This is a genomic window from Nisaea sp. (genome assembly GCF_040217065.1).
GTDB lineage: Bacteria > Pseudomonadota > Alphaproteobacteria > Thalassobaculales > Thalassobaculaceae > Nisaea.
The window spans coordinates 171507-194395 of sequence record NZ_JAVJNX010000010.1; the positions used below are offsets into that span (position 1 = coordinate 171507).

General features: G+C 62.5%; 20 protein-coding genes. 10 read left to right on the forward strand and 10 right to left on the reverse strand.

Going from position 1 to position 22889, the window contains the following annotated elements; genetic code table 11:
• Positions 1-62: 62 nt before the first annotated feature.
• From RH950_RS16855 to RH950_RS16870, 4 genes are all read right to left on the reverse strand, one after another.
• The gene (locus RH950_RS16855; RefSeq protein WP_350058857.1) at positions 63-1037 is read right to left on the reverse strand and encodes a quinone oxidoreductase family protein; all 975 of its coding nucleotides are present in this window, start codon (positions 1035-1037) and stop codon (positions 63-65) included.
• A gap of 18 nt (positions 1038-1055) precedes the next feature.
• The gene (locus tag RH950_RS16860) at positions 1056-1754 is read right to left on the reverse strand and encodes a dienelactone hydrolase family protein (protein WP_350058858.1); all 699 of its coding nucleotides are present in this window, start codon (positions 1752-1754) and stop codon (positions 1056-1058) included.
• A gap of 88 nt (positions 1755-1842) precedes the next feature.
• Complete coding sequence (locus RH950_RS16865; protein ID WP_350058859.1) at positions 1843-2331, reverse strand: methylated-DNA--[protein]-cysteine S-methyltransferase; 489 nt, start codon at positions 2329-2331, stop codon at positions 1843-1845.
• Entirely contained in the window at positions 2328-4355 is a 2028-nt protein-coding gene (locus RH950_RS16870) for a thioredoxin domain-containing protein (RefSeq protein ID WP_350058860.1), read from the reverse strand. Before RH950_RS16870 ends, RH950_RS16865 begins: the two co-directional genes overlap by 4 nt.
• 103 nt (positions 4356-4458) lie before the next feature.
• Between RH950_RS16870 and mnmE the strand changes: the two genes are divergently transcribed.
• The 5 genes from mnmE to RH950_RS16895 all read left to right on the forward strand — a co-directional run bounded on the left by mnmE (position 4459) and on the right by RH950_RS16895 (position 10329).
• The gene (gene mnmE, locus RH950_RS16875) at positions 4459-5820 is read left to right on the forward strand and encodes a tRNA uridine-5-carboxymethylaminomethyl(34) synthesis GTPase MnmE (protein ID WP_350058861.1); all 1362 of its coding nucleotides are present in this window, start codon (positions 4459-4461) and stop codon (positions 5818-5820) included.
• Between the two features lie 117 nt (positions 5821-5937).
• Positions 5938-7800 (forward strand): tRNA uridine-5-carboxymethylaminomethyl(34) synthesis enzyme MnmG, encoded by a 1863-nt coding sequence (mnmG, locus tag RH950_RS16880; protein ID WP_350058862.1) that lies wholly within the window; start codon positions 5938-5940, stop codon positions 7798-7800.
• A gap of 42 nt (positions 7801-7842) precedes the next feature.
• Positions 7843-8469, forward strand: coding sequence for a 16S rRNA (guanine(527)-N(7))-methyltransferase RsmG (rsmG, locus tag RH950_RS16885; RefSeq protein ID WP_350058863.1), 627 nt, complete (start codon positions 7843-7845; stop codon positions 8467-8469).
• The gene (locus RH950_RS16890) at positions 8441-9268 is read left to right on the forward strand and encodes a ParA family protein (RefSeq protein ID WP_350058865.1); all 828 of its coding nucleotides are present in this window, start codon (positions 8441-8443) and stop codon (positions 9266-9268) included. The genes rsmG and RH950_RS16890 overlap by 29 nt, the downstream gene beginning before the upstream one ends.
• A gap of 2 nt (positions 9269-9270) precedes the next feature.
• Positions 9271-10329: a ParB/RepB/Spo0J family partition protein gene (locus tag RH950_RS16895; protein WP_350059171.1), complete on the forward strand. Its 1059-nt coding sequence runs from the start codon at positions 9271-9273 to the stop codon at positions 10327-10329.
• A 6-nt stretch (positions 10330-10335) separates the two neighbouring features.
• On the opposite strand, the gene holA is transcribed toward RH950_RS16895, so the two are convergent.
• The 4 genes from holA to RH950_RS16915 form a co-directional block, all read right to left on the reverse strand.
• The gene (gene holA, locus RH950_RS16900; RefSeq protein WP_350058867.1) at positions 10336-11376 is read right to left on the reverse strand and encodes a DNA polymerase III subunit delta; all 1041 of its coding nucleotides are present in this window, start codon (positions 11374-11376) and stop codon (positions 10336-10338) included.
• Positions 11377-11388: 12 nt separating this feature from the next.
• Positions 11389-11907, reverse strand: coding sequence for an LPS assembly lipoprotein LptE (lptE, locus tag RH950_RS16905; RefSeq protein ID WP_350058869.1), 519 nt, complete (start codon positions 11905-11907; stop codon positions 11389-11391).
• Positions 11900-14461 (reverse strand): leucine--tRNA ligase, encoded by a 2562-nt coding sequence (leuS, locus tag RH950_RS16910; protein ID WP_350058871.1) that lies wholly within the window; start codon positions 14459-14461, stop codon positions 11900-11902. The genes lptE and leuS overlap by 8 nt, the downstream gene beginning before the upstream one ends.
• Before the next feature lie 91 nt (positions 14462-14552).
• Positions 14553-15041, reverse strand: coding sequence for a DUF3576 domain-containing protein (locus RH950_RS16915; RefSeq protein WP_350058873.1), 489 nt, complete (start codon positions 15039-15041; stop codon positions 14553-14555).
• 377 nt (positions 15042-15418) lie between these two features.
• On the opposite strand from RH950_RS16915, the gene RH950_RS16920 reads away from it, so the two are divergent.
• From RH950_RS16920 to RH950_RS16940, 5 genes are all read left to right on the forward strand, one after another.
• Positions 15419-16522, forward strand: a complete 1104-nt coding sequence (locus RH950_RS16920) for a porin (RefSeq protein WP_350058875.1) — start codon at positions 15419-15421, stop codon at positions 16520-16522.
• Positions 16523-16674: 152 nt separating this feature from the next.
• Complete coding sequence (locus RH950_RS16925) at positions 16675-17862, forward strand: JmjC domain-containing protein (RefSeq protein ID WP_350058877.1); 1188 nt, start codon at positions 16675-16677, stop codon at positions 17860-17862.
• A 19-nt stretch (positions 17863-17881) separates the two neighbouring features.
• Entirely contained in the window at positions 17882-18727 is an 846-nt protein-coding gene (locus RH950_RS16930) for a sulfotransferase domain-containing protein (protein WP_350058879.1), read from the forward strand.
• A 20-nt stretch (positions 18728-18747) separates the two neighbouring features.
• Positions 18748-20679 carry a tetratricopeptide repeat-containing sulfotransferase family protein gene (locus RH950_RS16935; protein WP_350058881.1) on the forward strand — a complete coding sequence of 644 codons (1932 nt, stop codon included), beginning with the start codon at positions 18748-18750 and terminating at the stop codon, positions 20677-20679.
• Positions 20660-21367, forward strand: coding sequence for a YggS family pyridoxal phosphate-dependent enzyme (locus RH950_RS16940; protein WP_350058883.1), 708 nt, complete (start codon positions 20660-20662; stop codon positions 21365-21367). The genes RH950_RS16935 and RH950_RS16940 overlap by 20 nt, the downstream gene beginning before the upstream one ends.
• On the opposite strand, the gene RH950_RS16945 is transcribed toward RH950_RS16940, so the two are convergent.
• Together RH950_RS16945 and RH950_RS16950 are read right to left on the reverse strand one after the other, a co-directional pair.
• A complete protein-coding gene (locus tag RH950_RS16945) occupies positions 21364-21903 on the reverse strand; it encodes a L,D-transpeptidase family protein (protein WP_350058885.1) in 540 nt (179 codons plus the stop codon). The two genes, RH950_RS16940 and RH950_RS16945, sit on opposite strands and share 4 nt — an antisense overlap.
• 35 nt (positions 21904-21938) lie before the next feature.
• Entirely contained in the window at positions 21939-22820 is an 882-nt protein-coding gene (locus tag RH950_RS16950) for a hypothetical protein (protein ID WP_350058887.1), read from the reverse strand.
• Positions 22821-22889 lie beyond the last annotated feature (69 nt).

Here is a 22889-nt window from a genome sequence, read left to right on the forward strand (position 1 = left end):
AAGATCGAAGAGAAGGGCGGAGCCGCAAAGCTCCGCCCTTTTTGTTTTTCCGGTAGCCGGGCTTACGGGATTAGGATGGTCGATCCGGTGGTCTTGCGGGCCTCGAGTGCCTCGTGGGCTGCCCTGGCTTCGGCCAGGGGGAAGGTCTGGTCGATATGGATCTTCACCGCGCCAGAAGTGACTGCGCCGAACAGATCTCCGGCTGTCGCGCGGAGATCTTCGGCGGTGGCGATGTAGTTGAACAGGGTTGGCCGGGTGAAAAAGAGAGAACCCTTCTGCGCAAAAATCCCGAGATTGACCGGCGGGATCGGGCCGGCTGCCTGGCCGAAGCTGACCATCAGGCCGCGCGGACGCAGGCAATCGAGGGATTTCTCGAAGGTGGTATCGCCGATTGAATCATAGACCACGGGAAGCATCTTGCCGTCCGTGATCTCCTTCACCCGCTCGACGAAATCCTCGTCATTGTAAAGCACCGGATGATGACAGCCGTTGGCCTTGGCGATCTCCGCCTTTTCCTTGCTGCCGACGGTGCCGATGACGGTGGCGCCAAGATGGCTCGCCCACTGGCAGACGATCTGGCCAACGCCGCCGGCAGCGGCATGGATCAGGATCGTGTCGCCCTTGCCGACCTTGTAGATCTGCCGGATCAGATACTGGGCCGTCATGCCTTTGAGCATCATCGCGGCGGCTGTCTGGTCCTCGACTCCGTCGGGGATCTTCACGACGCGGCTTGCGGCGATGTTGCGGGCCTCGGCATAGGATCCCGGGGGCGGGGAGGCATAGGCCACCCGGTCGCCTACGGCAAGATCGGAGACATCGCTGCCGATAGCCTCGACGACACCGGCCCCCTCCATGCCAATCCCGGAGGGAAGCGGCAGGGGATAAAGCCCGCTGCGGTGATAGGTGTCGATGAAGTTGAGGCCGATTGCTGTGTGCCGCACGGTGATTTCGCCGGCGGCCGGAGCCGCGAGATCGACCTCCGTCATTTCAAGAACCTCGGGACCGCCCGGAGCCTTGAACTGGATTGCCTTGACCATTTTTCTTGTTCCCTTGTTTTAGCCGAGATGGGTTTTGAAGAAGTCAGCGGTGCGGGCATTGGCCGTCTCGGCCGCCGCCGCGTCGTAATGTGCGCCTCCCTGACGCGCAAATGCATGGTCCTGACCGTCATAGACATGCAGCGTGACCTGCGGATTGTCTGCCAGGCCGGCCTTGATCTTTGCCTGCGCCTCCTTCGGGACGAAACCGTCCTCGGAGGCCATGTGGTTCAGATACGGGTTTGTAATGTTCTTGGATTCACCGAGAAGCTCATCCAGGCCGACACCGTAATAGCTCACGTTGCAGTCGGCACTGGAACGGGTGGCCATCAGGTAGGCGAGCTTACCGCCCAGGCAATAGCCGACGGACCCGGCCTTGCCGCTGCAGCCGTCCATGGTCCTCAGATGGGCGAGGGTGGCCTTCAGGTCCTCGACGCCCTTGTCCACATCGAAGGCGTTGAACAGGGCGAACGCCCTGTCCCATTCGGCCTGGCTCTGGTCGGTAATGTCGATGCCGGGCTCGATGCGCCAGAAGATATCCGGGCAGAGCACGTGATATCCCTCTGCCGCATAGGCATCCGCCTGGTCCCGCATCACCTTGTTCACGCCGAAGATCTCCTGGATCAGGACGATGCCCGGGGCCTTTCCGCCGCCAGCGGGCGCTGCGTGATAAGCCTGAAAAGAGCCGCCGTCAGCGGCTTTGATTGTCACATATGCCATTGAGTGCCTCCCTCTGAAGCTGTCATCGACGAGAGACTAGGCGTGCCGGTGAGCATGTGTCCACGCCCTGTTGCGGCATGGGTGTCCGTCAAAACAGGGAGAGCTGGTCGGACTCGTGGTCGAGCAAACGCTGCTTGGTGGCAATGCCGCCATCGCCGGAAAAACCGGTCAGTTTGCCATTGCTGCCGACCACCCGGTGACAGGGGATGATGAGCGGGATCGGATTGGACCCGCAGGCACCGCCCACCGCCCGGGCGACGCCGCCGACATGGTCCGCGATATCGCCGTAGGTCCAGACTGTGCCGAAGGGGATTTCCTGCATCGCGCGCCAGACCGACTGCTCGAAGGCGGAACCTCGATTGAAGGCCAGGGGCAGGTCGAAATCTCGCCGGTCTTTCGCGAAGTAAGCCTGAATCTGACGCTCTGCCTCCGCGAGAAGGTCACTTGTTGCGTTGTCGGAATGAAGTGCGGATGTTTCACGTGAAACCCATGTCAGGCCTGTGATGGCTCCGTCCTCTTCGGTCAGGTGAATGCGGCCGATGGGGCTGTTGAAACTATGCTGGTGTGGCGCGCTCATGGCCGGGCCTCAAGGGCAGCTCGGAACGCTTGCGGATCAACTTCCGGTGCCGAGCAGACTTGGCTGACGCAGAGATAGGCAGCGGGTGCGCCATCGACAGATCCCTTGCCATGGGCGGGATGATCCTCCGGAAGCGCGGTGCCGTCCCGGATGATCTGCACGGTCGAAAGGGCCCGTCCGGCGGTGCGGGCGCTATGGGCCAGTGCTTTGGTCTCTGCTGCCTCCGGATCGCCGACAATGACGATCTGTCGGCCATGCAGGAGCCATTCCATGCCGTTGAGCAGGCCGGGAAAGCCCTGCGGCTGTTGCTGGAAGGACCCGGCGAAGGCCTTGGTCAGGGTGTCCGCCCGCTCCGCATAGGCCGTTTTTCCCGTCAGCAGCCAGAGCCGGGCGAGACATTCGACAAGTGTGCTGTTCCCGGCCGGGGTCACATTGTCGATCGCGGTCTTGGTCCGGAGCATCAGATCCGTCTGGTCGTCGGCCGTGAAGAAGTAGGAGCCGTCCTTTTGATCGCGGAAATGCCGGTCGAGGACGGAAACCCATGCCTCCGCTTTCGTCAGGTACGCGGGCTTTCCGGTCGCGGCTTCGAGGGTAAGGGTGGCGAGGATCATGTTGGCATAATCGTCTAGGGTGGCCGCATGCTTTGCCTGTCCGTTCCGGCAGGAATGCAGCAATCGCCCGTCTTTTTCCATATGCTCTGTGACGAAGGCGAAGGCGACTTCGGCCCGGGCGAGCCAGTCCATCTCTCCGAGCAGGATTGCCGCATCGGCGAGCGCCGCAATCATCAGGCCGTTCCAGTCGGCCAGCACCTTGTCGTCCCAGCTTGGGCGGATGCGTTTGTCGCGCAGGGTCAGGAGATGCTGACGGGCGGCGCGTAGTTTGGCTTCGATCTCTTCAGGGAAGGGGCCCTTGCGATGGCGCCGGTTCAGGATTACCGTGCCTTCCCAATTGCCGCCGGGCGTGACGTCGTAATGTTCCGCGAAGAGCGTCGCGTCGAGCCCGGCTTCCGTCAGGCTTTCGGAGATCTCTTCCGCGCTCCAGACATAGAATTTTCCTTCCTCGCCCTCGCTGTCCGCGTCGAGGGCGGAAGCGAAGCCGCCACCCTGCGAGATCATCTCCCGGAACAGCCAGTCGATCGTCTCCCGGATGCGCTGCTCATAGAGCGGGTTCGGGTCCTGGCGCTGCATCTCAACCATCAGGGCGACAAGCTGGGCGTTGTCATAGAGCATCTTCTCGAAATGCGGGGCCAGCCATTCGGCGTCTGTCGAATAGCGGGCGAATCCGCCGCCGAGATGATCGTAGATGCCGCCCTCGCACATGGCGGTGACGGAGGTCCGCACGGCCTGCAGCATCGCGTCGTTCCGGGTGCGCTGGCCGGTCCGCCAGAGGAATTTCAGGATGGTCGGCTGGGGGAATTTCGGCGCGTCGCCGATGCCGCCATAGACCGGATCATGCTCGGACAGGAACCGGGCGGCGACGTCGGGCGCGGCCTCCAGCGGAATGCGCGTGCCGGGACTCCCGGCAAAGACGCCTTCCAGACGCTGCGCGATGGCCGTGACATTGCTGGCGACGCGGCCGGGGTCTTCCCGGTAGACGCCCTCAATCTGGCGCAGCACATCCCGGAAGGCGGGCCGGCCATAGCGCTGATCCGGCGGAAAATATGTGCCGCCCCAGAAGGGCGCGCCTTCGGGCGTCAGGAACATGGTGAGCGGCCAGCCGCCCTGCTGGCCCGTGATGGCGAGGGCGGTCTGATAGATCATGTCGAGATCCGGCCGCTCCTCCCGATCCACCTTGACGTTGACGAACAGCTCGTTCATCACCGCTGCGGTATCCGGGTCCTCGAAGCTTTCGTGGGCCATGACATGGCACCAGTGGCAGGCGGCATATCCGACGGAAAGCAGGATCGGCTTGTCCGCCTGGCGCGCCGTGGCAATGGTGTCTTCGGACCAGGTCTGCCAATGCACGGGATTGTCCCTGTGCTGCAGCAGATAGGGGCTGGTTTCCTTGTCGAGCTCGTTGCGCATGGGACAGCATCCGGGGTCGGGGTTTGCAGTATTCTCAGGCCAAAGGTGAGGGCTCGGACCCATGAGGTCCAGCGCTGTGTATGGCACGGGAGTTGGGAACGGGATGAACGGATCGGTGGACGAGACGATTTACGCGCTTGCCACGGCAGCGGGGCGGGCGGGTGTCTCCATGTTCCGGGTCTCGGGCCCGGCGGCATTCGAGGGATTGCAGCGCCTGACGGGCCTGATCGGCATTGAGCCGCGGATGGCCGTGCGGGCGACGGTCTCGGACGGTGGCGCCGCGATTGATGACGGTCTGGTTCTGGCTTTTCCCGGCCCGGCCAGCTTTACCGGCGAGGATGTGGTGGAGTACCAGATGCACGGCGGCCGGGCCGTGGAAACGGCGATGCTGCGGGCACTGGCGGCCCAGCCGGGATACCGCATGGCCGCGCCGGGCGAATTCTCCCGCCGCGCCGTGCTCAACGGCAAGATGGATCTGACAGCGGCGGAAGGCATCGCCGACCTGGTGGATGCGGAGACCGAGGCCCAACGGCTTCAGGCGAGGCGTCAAAGCCGGGGGGCATTGGGCGCGCTCTATCAGGATTGGCGGCAACGGATGCTCCGGGTGCTCGGCCATATCGAGGCGCTGGTCGATTTTCCGGACGAGGATCTGCCTCAAGAGGTCTGGGACGGGATCCGTGGCCAAGTGTATGACCTTGATGCGTCGATATCGGCCCATCTGGATGATGGCGGACGGGGCGAGCGCCTTCGAGACGGCCTGCGTATGGCCATTATAGGCCCCCCGAACGCCGGTAAGTCTTCCCTCCTGAACTGGCTCTGCAAAAGGGATGCGGCGATAGTGTCCGACGTAGCGGGTACGACACGCGACATCATCGAGATCCATCTGGACATATCCGGGTATCCGGTCCTGGTAGCGGATACGGCAGGACTGCGAGAAGGGGCGGACTTTATCGAATCCGAGGGTATACGACGGGCCCGGGCCTGGGCTGAGACGGCTGACCTGGTCCTCGATCTGGCGGATGCGCAGTCTATCCGCGAAGGGGAAGAGGCGGTGCCGGCCTCCGGACATGCCGAACGAATCTTGATCGCGACCAAGGCTGATTTGCTATCCGGTGCTGAACGAGGCCTGCTTGATAAAGACCATGTTGCGATTTCCGTGGCGACGGGTGAGGGCATGGACGGGCTTATGGCCATGATCGCCGAGAAAGCGGCAATCCTGATGGATCTGGGTGAAGCGCCGGCCCTTACACGGGCCCGGCACCGTGAAGGATTGACGGAATCCCTGGAGCATTTGCGCCGCGCTTTGGCGCAATGCGGGTTCGAGGCGGATGAGTTTGATGTTGAATACGGCCTCGTGGCCGAGGATTTACGATTGGCGGTGCGGGCGTTGGGACGCGTGACGGGCGCGGTCGATATCGAGGAAATCCTCGATCTTGTGTTCTCTGAGTTCTGCATCGGCAAATAGAGCCCCCGTTTCACGTGAAACATGCAGGGCGGATATCGCGAAACAGAGATTGCCTTTTGCCGGGCGCCGCAGCATTTTGGGCCACAGATTTTCCGCACTGATCCGGAGACGGACGCGATGTACGACGTGATAGTCGTTGGTGGCGGCCATGCAGGCTGCGAAGCGGCCGCGGCGGCGGCCCGGATGGGCGCCCGAACGCTTCTCGCCACCCACAAGATCGAGACCATCGGTGAGATGTCCTGCAACCCGGCAATCGGGGGGCTCGGCAAGGGCCACCTCGTGCGCGAAGTGGATGCGCTGGACGGCATCATGGGCCGGGCCATCGACCGGGCGGGCATCCAGTTCCGCATGCTGAACAGGAGCAAGGGCCCGGCCGTGCGCGGCCCGCGGGCCCAGGCGGACCGGGCGCTGTATCGAGCGGCGATCCGGGACCTGCTTGAAAATCAGGAAAACCTGACGATCGAAGCGGCGTCCGTCGAAGACCTGCTGCTGGATGAGTCCGGTGCGATTGCCGGCATCGTTGTCGATGGCGGCCGGGAGATCAAAGCCGGTGCCGTCGTGCTGACGACCGGCACGTTCCTGCGCGGCGAGATTCATCTGGGCGAGGAACGGCGCCCGGCCGGCCGGGTGGGCGATGCGCCGTCCGTCGCGCTGGCAGAGACCCTGGCACGCTTCGGCTTCAGGCTCGGCCGCCTGAAGACCGGGACGCCCGCGCGGCTGGACGGGACGACAATCGACTGGTCCGGCCTGCAGGAGCAGAAGGCGGATGATCCGCCCGAGCCGTTTTCCTATCTGACGGACCGCATCACGGTGCCGCAGATCAGCTGCCATATCACCTACACGAACCCGGAAACCCATCAGGTCATCCGGGACAATTTGCACCGCTCGGCGATGTATGGCGGCCGGATCGAGGGGGTCGGGCCGCGCTACTGTCCCTCTATAGAAGATAAGGTGGTCCGCTTTGAGGATCGCTCTCAGCATCAGATTTTTCTTGAGCCTGAGGGACTTGACGATCCGACCGTCTATCCGAACGGTATTTCGACATCGCTACCGGCGGATGTTCAGGCGGCAATGTTCAAGACCATTCCCGGTCTGGAGAATGCCCGGATCATCCGCCCCGGATACGCCATCGAGTACGATTATGTGGACCCGCGCGAGCTCTCCCACACTCTGGCGACCAAGAAGATCCCCGGGCTTTACTTTGCCGGGCAGATCAACGGAACGACGGGATATGAAGAAGCCGCGGCGCAGGGTCTGATGGCCGGTGTGAATGCCGCGCTCCGGACCGGCGGCCAGGACCGGGACTTCGTTCTGGATCGCGCTGATGCCTATATCGGCGTTCTGATCGACGATCTGGTGACCAAGGGGGTGAGCGAGCCCTATCGCATGCTGACATCCCGCGCGGAATACCGGCTGCGGCTCAGGGCGGACAATGCGGATCAGCGGCTTACGCAGAAGGGCATGGAAACATGCTGTGTCGGTGCGGAGCGGGCAAGGTTGTTCGAAACGAAACTTGGCGCGATCCAGCAGGGGCGGGCGCTGGCCCTGAAGCTCGGCGATACACCCAACGCGCTGCAGAAAGCCGGAATCAAGATCAACCAGGATGGCATCTGGCGCAGTGCCTACGACCTGCTTGGCTATCGGACGGTCGGCTGGGATGCGCTCGTTGCGCTCTGGCCCGAGCTCGGCGGCCTGGAGCCGGCGGTGGCTGAACAGGTGCAGATCGATGCACAATATGCCGGCTATATAGAGCGGCAGGAGGTAGACGTTGCGGCTTATCGCCGGGACGAGGGGCTCGAGATCCCGGCAGGCCTCGACTATGCCGCTATCTCCGGCCTTTCCAACGAGGTGCGGGAGAAGTTTACCAAGGTGGCGCCGCGCACCATCGGGCAGGCGGCCCGGATCGACGGGGTCACGCCCGCAGCCGTCATCCTGCTGCTGCGGTATGTCCGGCGGCAGGCCAAACAAGACGCCGCCTGAAGGCGCGCCCCTAAAGACGAAGCCCCTGAGGACGAAGACACCGTGAACCCTGAAGAGTTTGCCGCCCGTGCCGGCGTTTCACGTGAAACGCTGGAGAGGCTGAAAATCTATGCCGAGATGGTCGAACGCTATCAGCGGGCCATCAATCTGGTATCCAAAAACACGCTCAGCGATATCTGGCGCCGGCATTTTCTGGATTCCGCGCAGGTCTTTCCCGAGCTGCCGCATAACCACACGCGCATTCTCGACCTTGGAAGCGGCGCCGGCTTCCCCGGCATGGTCCTCGCGATCATGGGCGCGCGGGACGTGCATCTGTGTGAATCGGATCAGCGCAAATCGGTCTTTCTGCGGGAGGTTGCCCGGACCTGCGGCGCCCAGGCGACGGTTCACTCTTGTAGAATTGAGGAACTTGAACCGCTAGATGTAGATGTAGTCTCGGCGCGTGCTCTCGCGACAGTCGATGTATTACTCGACTACTCCAAGCCACACCTCAAGAATGACGGGTGTTGTCTCTTCCTGAAGGGTAGGGCTATCCAGAAGGAATTGACTACTGCTCGGGAAAGGTGGAATATGGCTGAAACCCTCACCCCGAGCTGGTCGGACCCCGAGGGATGTCTCTTGCGCTTGGAGGGCATATCATATGTCAGAAGCAATGGTGCTGAGGGGTGATGCAGCCGTAGCGCCCCGAATTTTGGCGGTTGTTAATCAAAAAGGCGGGGTTGGCAAGACGACAACAGCCATCAACCTCGCGACCGCGCTTGCCGCCTGTCAGAAAAAGGTCCTGGTGATCGATCTCGATCCGCAGGGCAATGCCAGCACCGGTCTCGGCGTGCCGCGCAACAATCGCGAGAATGACTCCTACTCGGTCCTGATCGGCGCTTCGCCGATTTCCGAAGCGATCACGCAAACCGATGTTCCCCGCCTCTCCATCGTGCCGTCCTCCGTCCACCTGTCCGGCGCGGAGATCGAACTGGTCACCATGGAAGACCGGGAGTTCCGTCTGCGCGAGGCTCTGGTCCGGCATCTCGCTGCCGGCCGGAACACATATGACTACATTCTGATCGACTGCCCGCCGTCGCTTGGTCTGCTGACCCTGAACGCGCTGGTCGCCGCCGACGCGGTGCTGGTGCCGCTGCAATGCGAGTTCTATGCGCTGGAAGGCCTGAGCCAGCTGATGCGGACCATCGAGCGGATCCGCCAGGCCTTCAACCCGGACCTGGAAATCCAGGGCGTGGTGCTGACCATGTTCGATCGCCGGAACAATCTCTCCCTTGCGGTGGCCGAGGATGTGCGGGAGCATTTCGGGGACAAGGTTTACCGGACGGTGATTCCGCGCAATGTGCGGATCTCGGAAGCCCCGTCCCACGGGCTGCCGGTGATTGTCTATGATATGCGCTGCACCGGCTCGCAGGCCTATATCCATCTGGCCAGCGAGGTGATGAAGCGCGAAAGGAGCATTGCCGCGTGAGTATGGAAGAGGGCAGCGCCAAGAAACGCCGCCTCGGACGGGGGCTTGCCTCCCTGCTCGGCGAGGACGGCTCGCAGACCGGTTCGGTCGACCGGATGCAGCAAAGCCGGACGGTGCCGATCGAGCATGTCCATCCGGGCCGTTTCCAGCCGCGCCGCATTTTCAACGAGGACGAGCTCGAGGCCCTTGCCGAGAGCATTCGCGAGAAGGGTGTCCTGCAGCCGATCCTGCTGCGGCGGGATCCGGACCGGGACGGCACGTTCGAGATCATCGCCGGCGAACGCCGCTGGCGGGCGGCCCAGCGGGCCCAGCTGCACGAGATCCCGGCGCAGATCCGCGAGTTCGATGACCGCGAGGCCCTCGAGATCGCGATCATCGAGAATGTGCAGCGCGAGGATCTCAATCCACTGGAGGAAGCGGAGGGCTACCAGCGCCTCGTGGACGGCCACGGACACTCCCAGTCCGATGTCGCAAAAGCCGTTGGAAAGAGCCGGAGTCACGTCGCCAACACAATGCGTCTCCTGGCACTACCGACAGAGGTCAGGACGCATCTGGAAGCCGGCGATATCTCGGCCGGTCATGCCCGGGCGCTGCTGACCGCGGAGAACCCGGCGGTATTGGTTGCGGACGTTGTCCGGCGCCAGCTCAATGTGCGCGAGACGGAACGTCTGGTGCAGAAGGAGAAGCAGCCCGGATCCTCCTCCGGTCCCCGCCAGCCGCGGCAAAAGCAGCCGGCCGAGAAGGATGCCGATACGAAGGCGCTGGAGAACGATCTGTCGCAGAAGCTCGGGCTGCATGTGGAAATCGCCACCGGCGTCGACGGACAGTCCGGCGCCCTGATGATCCGGTACGAGAGTCTGGAGCAGCTGGACTCGCTGCTGGTCATCCTGAGCGCGCCGCGAACGGTGTCGGCCGACATGAGCGCACCGGCCATGTCTGGGTTTCTGGCGGACGTGCCGGACTACGATCAGGAAACGGCGAACGAGATTGCCAATGCCGATGGCAACTCCATCGACTTCAGCGACCTGATGAAAGAGGGCGATACGGTAAAACCGGTCTGAACCGGATTATCGCGACCCTCTAGGACGCCCTCTGGCGGCACTGTAGGCAAGTCCCAGCAGGGTCTGCCCCGCAACAGAGAGATCGGGCATTCCTGTGGACTTACAGAGCGTCTCAGCTTCAGACAGCCTGCTCAGCGCCAGTCGCAACCGCTGAATCGGCCAGGATCGCAGCTGGGCCATGAAAGCCGGCTTCACGGCAAAGAACAGAGGCGGCCGCAATTTCAGAACGGCCTGGTCGGGATTGTCGCCCGCGGCAATATGGGCGGCCGCCCGGTGCAGGCGCTGAAAATGCCGGATCACCGCCCGCAGGACGCCGACCGGATTAAGTCCGTCGGCGTACCCGCGCCGGAGCAGCCGGTCCGCCGCGGCGACATCGCCGCTGGCCACGGCCAGTGCGATCTGGTCCAGAGCGAGGGCGCTGCTGTCCCCGACCATGTTCTGCGCGTCCAGCAGGCTCGCTTCGCCGCCCCGGCCGACATAGAGCGCCAGCTTCTCCAGCTCGGACCGCGTGACCCGCCGGTCGCCGCCAAGATGCTCCATCATGTAGGCATGGGCATCCGGCGTGGCCCGGACCTCGAAAGAGCCGAGCGTTTCGCGGATCACCGCGTCAAGTCCCGCGCCGCTGTCGAGATAGCAGGGGATGGCCGCCGCGTTCTTGCTGGTCTCGAAAAGCTTGCGGAGTTTCGAGCGGGCTTCGAGAGCGCCGGCCTCGATGATGATCATGCTGTCGCCGGTAACCGCACTCAGCGCGAGTTCGGCCGATGCCGTCGCGGCGTCCGTCGCCCCACGCAAGCGGACCAGGCGCCGGCCGCCGGTCAGGGAGATGGCGGCGGCCTCGTCGGCGATCCGGCTGGGCTCGTCTTTCAGCGCTTCCGGGGACAGATCCGCGACCTGAAACGGGTCGGACAGATCCTCGACGATGGTTTTGCCGATCTTGTCGGAAACTTCCCGGACCTGACCGCCATCGGCGCCATAGATCAGAACGGCCCCGATGCCGTCCGGCGGGCGACGGATGAAACCGGCAATCTCGTTGGATTTCAGTTTCATTACCCGTCCCGGTCAGCTGCCGCGGGTGCGGTCGAAATAAAGTCCGAGCCGGAGCCGGATATCCTCGCCGATCTCGTCGGCGGCCCGGCGCCGCGCGTCCTTTTCGGCCGCGAGAATGGCAAAATCGGATTCCACCCGGTTGAAGGTCGTGGTGGATTCGGACCGGCCGCGATGTACCGGCTGGTTGGTCGCCAGATCGACCAGAACGAATTCCGCGATGAACCGGACCTTGGAGAAGGTCGAGGTGGAATCCTTCAGGATCACCAGATCGGACCGGTTCTCGGTCAGGCTGACATCAAGCCTGAACCGGGCTCGCGCCGGCACGCCCCGCGGTGTCAGCTTGTCCCGCAGGCTGTTGCGCAGAAGCTGGCCGCGCCGATCCGCGATCGGTCCGATACTGATCGCCGCCAGGTCCGCCGTTACGCTGCTGCTTGCGCTGCCGGTGCCGCGTGTCCCGTAGACGGGCTGGAAACCGCAGGCGCCCAGCGCCAGCAGCAGCAGAAGGGTCGGGACTGTCAGCGCCCTAGGCAACGATATTCACAATCTTGTTCGGCACCACGATCACGCGGCGCGGGGCATTGCCTTCCAGGATCTTCCGGACATTCTCGACAGCCAGCGCCGCTTCCTCGACCAGAGCCTTGTCCGCATCGCGCGCCACTTCGATGGTGCCCCGCAGCTTGCCGTTGACCTGGACGCCGATGGTCAGCGTGTCGTCAGTGACGAGGCTTTCATCGAAGTCCGGCCAGGGCCGGTCGGTCAGCATGCCGTCGCCGCCAAGCTGCAGCCAGAGTTCCTCGGCGATATGCGGCACCATCGGCTCGATCAGCCGGACCAGCGTTTCGTAGCCGAAGCGGCGCGCCCAGGCGGAGCCATCGTCCTCGCCGTCGAGTTCCGCGAGACTGTTGCTGAGCTCCCGGACCTGGGCGACGGCGGTGTTGAAGCGGAACCGTTCGACCGCCTCGCCAATCGCCTTGATCGCCTTGTGGGTGGCGCGTTCGGCCGCTTCCGCTGCGGCACTGATATGCGCCGGCCGTGGCGTTCCGTGCGGGGCGAACGGCTTCGCCGGCTCGGTGATCAGACGCCAGAGCCGGCTGAGATAGCGCCAGGCGCCCTCAACCCCGGATTCCGTCCATTCCAGATCCCGCTCCGGCGGAGAATCCGACAGCATGAACAGGCGGGCCGTGTCCGCACCGTAGGACCCGATGATATTTTCCGGATCGACCACGTTGCGCTTCGACTTGCTCATCTTCTCGATGCGGCCGGTCTTGACCGGTGCGCCGTCCTTGATCGTGACGTAGCCGTCGCCTTCCTTGCGGACATCTGTCGGGAACAGCCATGCGCCGTTCTGGTCCTTGAAGGTCTCGTGGCAGACCATGCCCTGGGTCATCAGGCCGGCGAACGGCTCGTCGAGATCGAGATAGCCGCATTTGCGGAGGGCGCGGGTGAAGAAGCGGGAATAGAGCAGGTGCAGGACCGCATGCTCGATACCGCCGATATATTGATCCACCGGAAGCCAGTATTCGGCCGCTTCCTTGGAAAAGGCACTCTCTGCCTTGGCATCGGCGAAACGGGCGAAGTACCAGGAGGATTCGAAGAAAGTGTCGAACGTATCGGTCTCGCGCTCCGCCTTGCCGCCGCAGCGCGGGCAGCTGACATGCTTCCAGGTCGGATGCCGGTCCAGCGGATTGCCGGTACCCTCGAAATCGACATCCTCCGGCAGTTCGACCGGTAGGTCGGCTTCAGGGACCGGAACCTCGCCGCAATCCGGGCAATGGATGAAGGGAACCGGGCAGCCCCAATAGCGCTGACGGGACACGCCCCAGTCGCGCAGACGATAGGTCGTGGTCTTCTCGCCCTGTCCGGCACCCTGCAGGCGCTCGGCGACTTTCGCTTTGGCGTCTTCCACCGACAAACCATCCAGGAAGTCCGAATTGTAGATCTTGCCGGGGCCGGTATAGGCTTCGGTGCCGACTTCGAAACTATCGGCATCGGCTTCCGGCGGCAGGACCACGGGAGTTACCGGCAGGTCGTACTTCCGGGCGAAATCCAGATCGCGCTGATCATGCGCCGGGCAGCCGAAAATGGCGCCAGTGCCATATTCCATGAGCACGAAATTCGCGACATAGACCGGCAGCTCCCAGCTGTCGTCCAACGGATGGGTGACCGTGAGGCCGGTATCGAAGCCCTTTTTCTCGGCGGTTTCGATCTCGGTCTCGCTGGTGCCCATGCGGTTGCATTCGGCGATGAATTCGCCGAGGGCGGGATTGTTTTCAGCCACCTTGGCCGCGATCGGATGGTTCGCCGCGATCGCGCAGAAGGAGGCGCCGTAGAGCGTGTCGGGCCGTGTGGTGAAGACCTCGAGCTTGTCCTCCGCATCCTTCAGCTTGAAGAACACGCGGGCGCCCTCGGATTTGCCGATCCAGTTGTGCTGCATCAGGGTGACCCGGTCCGGCCAGCGGTCCAGCCCTTCCAGCGCCTGCAGCAGGTCCTCGGCATATTCCGTGATCTTCAGAAACCACTGGGAGAGCAGGCGTTTCTCGACAGGCGCGCCGGAGCGCCAGCCCATGCCGTCGATGACCTGCTCGTTCGCCAATACGGTGTTCTCGACCGGATCCCAATTGACCCAGCTTTCCTTCTTGTAGGCGAGACCCGCCTTGTAGAAGTCGATGAACATCTTCTGTTCGTGCTGGTAATAGTCCGGATCGCAGGTCGCGATCTCGCGGCGCCAGTCATAGGACAAGCCCATGGTCTTGAGCTGCTCGCGCATGGAGGCGATGTTCTCGTGCGTCCATTTCGCCGGATGCACGCCGCGCTCGAAGGCTGCGTTCTCCGCCGGCAGACCGAAGGCGTCCCAGCCCATCGGGTGCAGGACGTTGAAGCCCCTGGCTTTCTTGTAGCGGGCAACGAGGTCGCCGAGCGTGTAGTTCCGGACGTGCCCCATATGGATCCGTCCCGACGGGTAGGGGAACATCTCAAGCACATAATATTTCGGCTTGTCCGGATCCTCCGTCACTTCAAAGCAGTGCTTTTCTTCCCAGGTGCGCTGCCATTTCGCTTCGGTTTCGCGGAAATTGTAACGGGACATTTCTTGGCCTTGGTCGGTGGCGCCCTGCGCCTGGTCGTCTCATGGCCCGGCCCGCATGGGGCCGCGCCAAACTCATTCTGGGCGAACAAGATCAGTTCTTGGTGGAACCGATCCGCAACTGCCGCGCCCGCGTCAGGATCGCGTCTTCAAGGTCCCGGTGCAGTTTCTCCTCCGTCCCGAGATCCTGCCACTGGCCGGATGACACGAGCTTCTGCTTGAAGACTTTCGCTCTGATGCCGTCCGACCGCAATGCCCGGTCGAGGATGAAGATGTTGATCTTGAAGCGCTCGGTCGGTGTGTCCGGCGGCGAATACCAGTCGGTGATGATGACACCGCCAAACGGATCGGCCGAGGCGAGAGGCATGAAAGAGATCGTATCGAGCGACGCCCGCCAAAGGTAGCTGTTGACCGCGATGCCGGAGCCCAGAGACGCCTGCTGGTTGTCGGTGCTGTCACCGAGCAGCGAGAAGCCATCCTCACCGAATATCTTTTCTTCTTTCTCATAGGTTGGTTTGCCGCCGGCGCCGGTCCGCGGATATTCATACTGAACATCTGATCCCTCACACGCCGTCAGCGACACCAACCCAAGCAGTGCCAGAAAGCGAAATCGCCTGCTTATCCTCGAAAGGCCTGGAACTTTCATATCAGTCAAGACTCGCACTCGCGTTTTGAAACGGTCGAGAGGCCTTTTACCGTTTCTCCTGCCCGTGAACAACTTGACATATGACCACACTGCTTCCGCAGGCTAGATTCTGGATAAATCCAGGCCAGACCGCTGATTTGTGGCATTTTAGCCACATTGAGACAGTTTTGCATAAAGGCCCCGCCTGTCTTCCTTGACGGTCAAATGGCGAAAGAATAGTGATGCTGTGACGTCAGGTTAGGGGGTTAAGCAGATTTTCTGTAAACAACTGACCGCGTTACTTCAACCGACGACTCTCGGGAGTAGGGGAAAAAATGAAAAAGATTCTTCTCGGAACGACTGCGATTGTTGCCGCTGGCATGATCGCTGCGCCGTCCGCGGACGCTGCTGAAAAGCTCAAAGTGTCCGTTGGTGGTTACATGGAACAGTGGTTCGGCTACACCACTGCCGACGACAAAAGCTCGGCCGACTATCAGGGCTTCGCTAACGTCTCTGACGCGGAAATCCACTTCAAGGGCATGACCACCCTCGATAACGGCATTTCTGTCGGCATCAATGTCCAGCTGGAAGCCAACAGCAACTCCGGCGACCAGATCGACGAATCCTACCTGATCGTCACAGGCAACTTCGGTGAGATCAACCTGGGTTCCGAAAACTCCGCGCTGTACAAGATGAACTACGGTCCGTCTGACTACGGTATCGGTATCAACTCCGGTGACCAGACCGCATGGGTTCCGAACTCGGTCGGTGCTTCCGGCGGCTTCTTCCGCAGCCCGTTCGGTTCCACCAACGTTGAGCCGAACCGGACCAACGACTCCGAAAAGCTGACCTACTACACGCCGCGTATCGAAGGCTTCCAGCTCGGTGTGTCCTACATTCCGGAATCCGGTCAGGATGACAACGGTACCGTCGATCGCACCAGTGAAGTGTCCGATGGTTACGCCATCGCTGCAAACTTCAAGCGCGATTTCGATGGTTTCGACCTCGGCCTGTCCGCTGGTTACGGTGCTTTCACCGACGGTGTTGCCGGCAATGACGATCCGGCTGCTTGGTCCTTCGGTGGTAACGTCGGCTTCGGCGGTTTCTCTGTTGGCGGCGCATATGCCGGCAGCGAAGGCACCACAAGCGGTGACGAAGAAACCGGTTACCAGCTCGGTGCTGCTTATGCGACCGGTCCGTGGGGCGTCAGCCTGAACTACTTCCACGGCGAAAGCGATGCGATCAACACCGGTGGTGTGATCACCAATGACGGCGAGCATGACTCCTTCACCCTGAACGGCAAGTACGCTCTGGGCCCGGGTGTCACCGCAGCCGCCACTCTTGGTTATACCGAGATCACCACCAAGAACACCGCTTCGGCAGCGAACAACGAAACCGATGGCACCTATTTCGTCGTCGGCATGAAAGTCTCCTTCTAATCCAAACGGGTTAGGGACTTCGGGAAGGGGCCGCCTCGCGCGGCCCCTTTTCTTTTCAGCCTCTTCCCGAAAAATGAGGCGTCCGTCTCTTTGGAACCGGCTCTGCCCCTGATATAACCTTCGGTACCAACTGGGCTCGGGGGGACGACACGGTGCAGTTCGAGACTTTCTTCAAGAAGATCACACGCGACCAGTTTCTGAAGGATTACTGGGACAAGGCCTACTATTTCGAGCAGGGGGCCTTCGATCCCGTCAGTGATCTGTTCAACTGGGATCAGATGAACGATCTGGTCAATCGCTCCAAGCTCTGGCACGCGAACTATATGGAGATGGCGGTTGACGGAAACGTCCTGCCGTCCGAGCAATATTGCCGTCCGGGGCTCGACCGGAAGGGCATGAACGTGCTGGTGCCGGACCCGGAGCGCGTCCGTTTCCTGATGTCCAAGGGTGCCAGTCTCGTTCTCGACTATATCGAGGGCATCCATCCCTCTATCCAGGACGCGACGCGCTTTATCGAGCGCCTTACGGGAACACATGTTTCCTGCAACGCGTACTGTTCCTGGAAGAGCGTTCAGGCCTATCACTCACATTTCGACACGATGTGCGTGTTTGCCGTCCAGATCGAGGGTGAGAAGACCTGGAACATCTATCGCGGCCGCGTGAACGAAGCGATCGACGTCCCGCAGGTACGTCCGGGCGATTTCTCCCGCGAGCAGCATGATCAGCAGAAGGGTGAAATCATGCAGCAGATCGTGATGCGCCCGGGCGACGTGCTCTATCTTCCGCGGGGCCTGTATCACGACGCAATGACCACCGATACAGCCTCGCTGCACCTGTCTTTCGGCGCGACTTATGTCGATGGCCACACCTCGCTCTCGATGCTCGCGCCCTTCCTGCATCAGGATGAGTTCTTCCGGAAACGAATCCCACATTTTGATGACGGGACAGACATGGAAGACTACATAACAGAGCTTGGGAAACGGGTTGCCAGTCATATGGCCCGTCCTGAGTTTCACAGCCATGTGCGCAGTGTCCTGATGAGCAAAGTCGCTGACAAAATTGTCCGGCATACGCTGCCTGACCGTACACCCGACATCAATTTCATGGTGACCCGCCGGCCGCTGAAGCTGGCCCGCAGGGGCCAGGCCGCGATGCTGACCGGGGAAGGCTTCACGCTCGATATCGCCAAGGACGATTTCGCCGTTGCCGACTATATCGTGAAGTCCGAGGAGTTCTGGCTTTCGGATCTGCGTGCGAAATTCCCTGACCGTGCCGCGCAGTTCGAACCGTTGCTCAAGGCGCTTGACCAGAGTCGCGTGATCTGGCGTCTGCGCGGATGAGCCGGACCGGCGTGAACTCATGAGCGGTATCCTCTGGCTCGCGTCCTTTCCGAAGTCCGGCAATACCTGGCTCCGGGTCTTTATCGAGAACCTGTTCCGCAACAGTGCGGAGCCGGTCTCGATCAACGAGCTCGGTGTGGTCCGCTATGGCGATATGATGGGGCCGCTCTTCGAGAAGATTGCCGGAAAACCGCTGCAGGAAATGAGCGATGCCGAGCTGCATGCATTGCGTGAGCCTTTGCAGAAATCCTGGGCGCAGGAACCACAGACCAGCATTGTGAAGACTCACAACGCGCTCATGATGCATGAGGGCCGGCCGCTCATCTATCTTGAGTGCACTGCCGGTGCCGCCTATGTCGTGCGCAATGTGTTCGACGTGACGGTCTCTTACGCAGATCATTATCGGCTCACCCTGGACGATGCGGTCGAGGCCATGACTTCAGGTCTGCAGACCACGCGGACCACGCCGGCGGCGGTGTTTCAGGTTCTTGGTACCTGGACAGATCATTATCGCAGTTGGCACGCGGTGGAGAACTTCAATCCGCTGACGCTGAAATACGAGGACATGGTGAAAAGCCCGATGAAGGCTTTTGGCTCTTTCATGCGCTATCTCGGTGTACCGAAGAACCCGACTCGGCTGAAGCGAGCGGTAAAGAACAGCAGCTTTTCCGTGGTCTCCAGGCAGGAAAGCCAGACCGGCTTTCGCGAGCGGGTGCATCAGTCGCAAAAATTCTTCCGGGCAGGCGGTGTCGGCGGTTATCGCCGGGTGTTAAACGAAGACCAGGTCAAGCGGTTGACGGAGCGTCATTACGATCTGCTGCTCGAACTCGGCTATATTTCCAAGTCCGGGACTCCCCGTGTCTGACCGAACCGGCAGCGAAACCCATGCTTGCTCCATCCTCTGAATTCGAGCCCGTCCAGAAGCTCGCGGCCTCCGGCCGCTGGCGCGAGGCGCGGGAGCGCTACGCCAGAATTCTCCGGAAATCCGGCACGGATTGGCGGCCATTCTATCTGGCCGGCATGCTGGAGGCGTCGGGGGGGCATTTCGACAGGGCGGCGAAGGCCCTGGAGCGGGCACACGCCCTCGCCCCGACCGAACTTCAGGTCACCGTGAACCTGGCCCAGGTTCAGTTGCATCTGGGCAAGCTGCCGGCAGTACTCGACCTCCTTGATCCGCTTGCAAGCCGCCTCGGCGCAAACGCTGCGGTGCAGAAACTCTATGGTACGGCGTTGCTCGAAGCCGGACGCCACGAAGAGGCCGTGGCCGCGCTCGAGATCGCATTGCGGCAGGGAGATGATCCCGCGGTCCTCAACAATCTCGCCCTGATCCATCGTGGAAATGGCGATCTTCGCCGTGCGGTCAGCATGCTGGAACGGGCGGCTAAACAGGATGACGGGATCGAGATCCGGAGCAATCTCGCAAGCCTGTATCTTGCGACCGGCCGTCTGGACGACGCTGAGCTGTTGTTTGACGGGATCGCCCGGCGTGGCAGCACGGATCCGCGCGCCTTGCGTGCCCAGGCCACATTTGCCCGGGATACGGGCCACGCGGAGCAGGCAGTCCGGATCGCCACCCGCGCGCTCCTGCTCGACCCGATGCAGGCTGCCTCTTATGCGATGCTGGCGGAACTGCACGATCGAACATCCAGTCTGGAGACCGCTCTTTCGGTCGCCCGCCGGGGTCTCCACATTATGCCGTCAGGGCAGAATCTGGCTGCGCTGGAAGGCCGTGCCCTGCGGCGGCTGAAACGTCTCGACGAGGCCGTTGCCGGGCTGCGCACGGCGCTGGACGGCGCCGTGACGGGCCCGGACACTCACCGCCTTGGGTTCGAGCTGGCGCAGTCTCTCGACTCTCTTGGAGACCATGCCGGTGCGTTCTCCTGGTTCGAAACCGCGAACCGGACGCAGCTGGACCAGTTTCGCGGCGGCCTGGCGGATCCGTCCCGGGCTTTCGCCGAGGTTGCCGCACTCCGGACGGCCTTCAAGGATCCGCCCTTCTGGGCAAATCCTGTGCCGCAAGCGGATCATGATGAGGCGGACCCCGTGTTCCTGATCGGGTTCCCGCGGTCCGGTACGACATTGCTTGACCAGGTCCTTGACGCGCATCCCGCGGTGGAGGTTCTGGAAGAGCGGCCTCTGATCACCGGCCTAGCCGCGCGGCTGGCGGAATCGGCAGGCTATCCGGGGGCGCTGGAGACGGTTTCAGACGCGATCTGTGCCGAGATGCGGACCGCCTATTTCGCCGAACGGAACCGCTTCCTGACACCGTCAGCGGGCGCGATCTATGTCGACAAGATGCCGCTCAATATCGTGCATGTCGGCCTGATCCTCAGACTCTTCCCGCAGGCGCGGTTCATCCTTGCCCTCCGGCATCCCTGCGATGTCTGCCTCAGTTGCCTGATGCAGAATTTCAGCCTGAATCACTCGATGGCGGTCTTCTGCTCACTGCCCGATACGATCCGGTTCTACCGGGAGGTATTCGGGCTCTGGGAGCTTTATCTGAAGCATTTGAAACCGGCTTTCGTCATGGTGAAATATGAAGGCATGACCCGCGACCTGCGCGCGGCGGCGGACCCTGTGCTCGATTTTCTCGGTCTGGACTGGGATGACCGGGTGATGCATTTCCATGAGCACGCCCGGCAGCGCGGCTATATCGCGACGCCGAGTTATGCTCAGGTCACGCAACCGCTCTACACTCACGCGGTGGCGCGGTGGAAACGCTACGGCGCTGTCATGGAAGCAGCGGCGCGCGAGCTCGCGCCGGAGATCGCGGCATTCGGATATGGGACAGAGAGTGATGGAACAGCAGGTGGGTGAGCCGGGGGCAACGGTTGATGTCGGGGCCAATCTGCGCACCGTGAGGGCGCAGATCGCGGCGGCGGAGCAGGCGGCCGGGCGGGCGACTGGAGACGTCACCCTGGTCGCGGTCGGCAAGGTGCAGCCGGTCGAGAAGGTCGAGGCGGCCCTGGCGGAAGGCCAGCGTGTGTTCGGCGAGAACCGGGTGCAGGAAGCACAGGGAAAATGGCCGGCATTGAAGGCCCGCTATCCGGATGTCACCTTGCATCTGATCGGCCCGCTGCAGACCAACAAGGCGGCGGACGCCATCGCTCTTTTCGATGTGATCGAGACCGTCGACCGGCCGAAACTCGCCCGGGTCCTTGCCGCCGAAATGACAAAGCAGGGCCGGGTGCTGGACTGTTTCGTGCAGGTCAATACAGGCGAGGAAGACCAGAAGGCGGGTGTCCTGCCGTCCGAGGCGGACGCGTTCATCAAGGCATGCCGGGATGAGCATGGCCTGAAACTGGTCGGGCTGATGTGCATTCCGCCCGCCGATGAGGAGCCTGCGCTGCATTTCGCCCTGCTGCGCGAGATTGCCCGCCGGCACGGTCTGGAGAAGCTCAGCATGGGCATGAGTGGAGACTATGAGACGGCCATCGAGTTCGGCGCGACCCATGTCCGGGTCGGAACGGCCATCTTCGGGGACCGGATCAAACCAGCCGGTTAGGACGGTCCGGTCTTGCCGGCAAGTCCGGCCGGTACGATAACGGCGCCGCTTCCGGCGGTCCGCTCGAGGATGCGGAGCAGATCTGCGAGAGCCAGCGCGATACAGCCCTCGGTCCCGGAGTAATCGGGGCGGGCCACATGCATGAAGATTGCGCTGCCGTGGCTCGGTACCGGTGGCGCATCATTGTAGCCGAGCTCGACGATGACATCATAGACCGCGTCCGCGCGCATCAGGCGCTCGTGAGAATGCGGATAGGGCAGGGTGACCAGCCGGTTGTACCGCGTGGGATCGGCCGGATCGTCACTCCAGCCATGATCGGCCGTGATCGGAATCGCGTCGGGGCATCCCACGGGTTGCGGCAGTCGATCAGCCCGGTAGAAGATGCGGCGGAAGGGAAAATGTCCGACCGGGGTTGCCCCGTCGCCCTCGCGTTTTTCCTGACGTATGCCGCCCGTGCCGATGGCGCAGGTCAGGGCCTGCCCGTCCAGCACAAGGCTGTGGGAGCCGTTTTGCTCGAGACGGAGGACAAGGTCCAAGGGGAACTCCAGATCAGATGCCGGTCCAGCCGGGTTTAGCCGGTACCGCTGACCTTCATGGTTTCATATTTGTCGAGTGCCTTCATCATCCAATCCGCCAGGCCGACGCGCTGGGACGGATCGATTGGCAGGACCTGCTGGCTTGCTGCCGCCTGTGCGCCGCGGGTCTTCAGGCCGGGCTGCACCAGGGACGGCAGGGCTGTGCCGCGGCGGCGGGTCGCCGTCTTGGCCTGGCTCTGGCGGATCAGGGCATCGAGGCCGCCGCCGGAAACCGATGGCAGGGCGGGGTCAGACTCGGCGGCGGGCTGCGTGATCACGCCACTGGTCCAGTCGACCGAGCCATGGCCCGGAGTCGGGACCGTCAGCGCGCTGGCGCGGGCATAGGCGGCCATGGCTTCCGGTGTCATGGCGGCGGCATCCGCGCTGGCGGTTTGCGGTCCGGGGACCGCAAAGCCGCGATGATCTTTGGCAGGCGCCGGCGGTGTTTCGGCGATCGAGGTCGCCGCGGTCGGGACAGGGCCAGCCGGTTCGGATCCCTGCCCGGTCAATCCGGCAACCATTGTCGCGCCGACATCGGAGCCATTTTCCGCTTCGAAAATCACATTTGCCACGCCGGCCACCAGACCAGCCGGGCCACCATACAGCGCACCGCCCGCGGTTCGGGCTGCCGGGGCAATGGTGTCGCCGGTGACCTCCCGGTAGAGGGTGGAAATGAAGGGCAGATGCTGCAGAGGGTTGATGATGTCGACGAAATCATCAAAGCCGAACCCGTCGGCGCCCCAGCCGGTTTCATCTGCCGTGCCGGCCATATCCGTCTGCCGGCCCGGCTGGCGAATATCTTCTTTCACATCCCGTTCCCCGCTCTGGAAGGATTGTGACCACCAGGCCGGTTGTGCTGCCGTTTGACTGACATCCATCGCGAAAGCTCCTTTTGCTTTCCGAAAGATGCAAGCCGTGTACCAACAGCCGACAGACGCTCAAACCGC

Coding starts and splice junctions, on each gene's coding strand:
- RH950_RS16895 (WP_350059171.1), top strand. CDS start 9,271: ATGGAAGAGGGCAGCGCCAAGAAACGCCGCCTCGGACGGGGGCTTGCC.
- leuS (WP_350058871.1), bottom strand. CDS start 14,461: ATGTCCCGTTACAATTTCCGCGAAACCGAAGCGAAATGGCAGCGCACC.
- RH950_RS16950 (WP_350058887.1), bottom strand. CDS start 22,820: ATGGATGTCAGTCAAACGGCAGCACAACCGGCCTGGTGGTCACAATCC.
- RH950_RS16890 (WP_350058865.1), top strand. CDS start 8,441: ATGTCAGAAGCAATGGTGCTGAGGGGTGATGCAGCCGTAGCGCCCCGA.
- RH950_RS16860 (WP_350058858.1), bottom strand. CDS start 1,754: ATGGCATATGTGACAATCAAAGCCGCTGACGGCGGCTCTTTTCAGGCT.
- RH950_RS16855 (WP_350058857.1), bottom strand. CDS start 1,037: ATGGTCAAGGCAATCCAGTTCAAGGCTCCGGGCGGTCCCGAGGTTCTT.
- RH950_RS16865 (WP_350058859.1), bottom strand. CDS start 2,331: ATGAGCGCGCCACACCAGCATAGTTTCAACAGCCCCATCGGCCGCATT.
- mnmE (WP_350058861.1), top strand. CDS start 4,459: ATGAACGGATCGGTGGACGAGACGATTTACGCGCTTGCCACGGCAGCG.
- mnmG (WP_350058862.1), top strand. CDS start 5,938: ATGTACGACGTGATAGTCGTTGGTGGCGGCCATGCAGGCTGCGAAGCG.
- holA (WP_350058867.1), bottom strand. CDS start 11,376: ATGAAACTGAAATCCAACGAGATTGCCGGTTTCATCCGTCGCCCGCCG.
- RH950_RS16935 (WP_350058881.1), top strand. CDS start 18,748: ATGCTTGCTCCATCCTCTGAATTCGAGCCCGTCCAGAAGCTCGCGGCC.
- RH950_RS16930 (WP_350058879.1), top strand. CDS start 17,882: ATGAGCGGTATCCTCTGGCTCGCGTCCTTTCCGAAGTCCGGCAATACC.
- RH950_RS16870 (WP_350058860.1), bottom strand. CDS start 4,355: ATGCGCAACGAGCTCGACAAGGAAACCAGCCCCTATCTGCTGCAGCAC.
- RH950_RS16920 (WP_350058875.1), top strand. CDS start 15,419: ATGAAAAAGATTCTTCTCGGAACGACTGCGATTGTTGCCGCTGGCATG.
- RH950_RS16940 (WP_350058883.1), top strand. CDS start 20,660: ATGGAACAGCAGGTGGGTGAGCCGGGGGCAACGGTTGATGTCGGGGCC.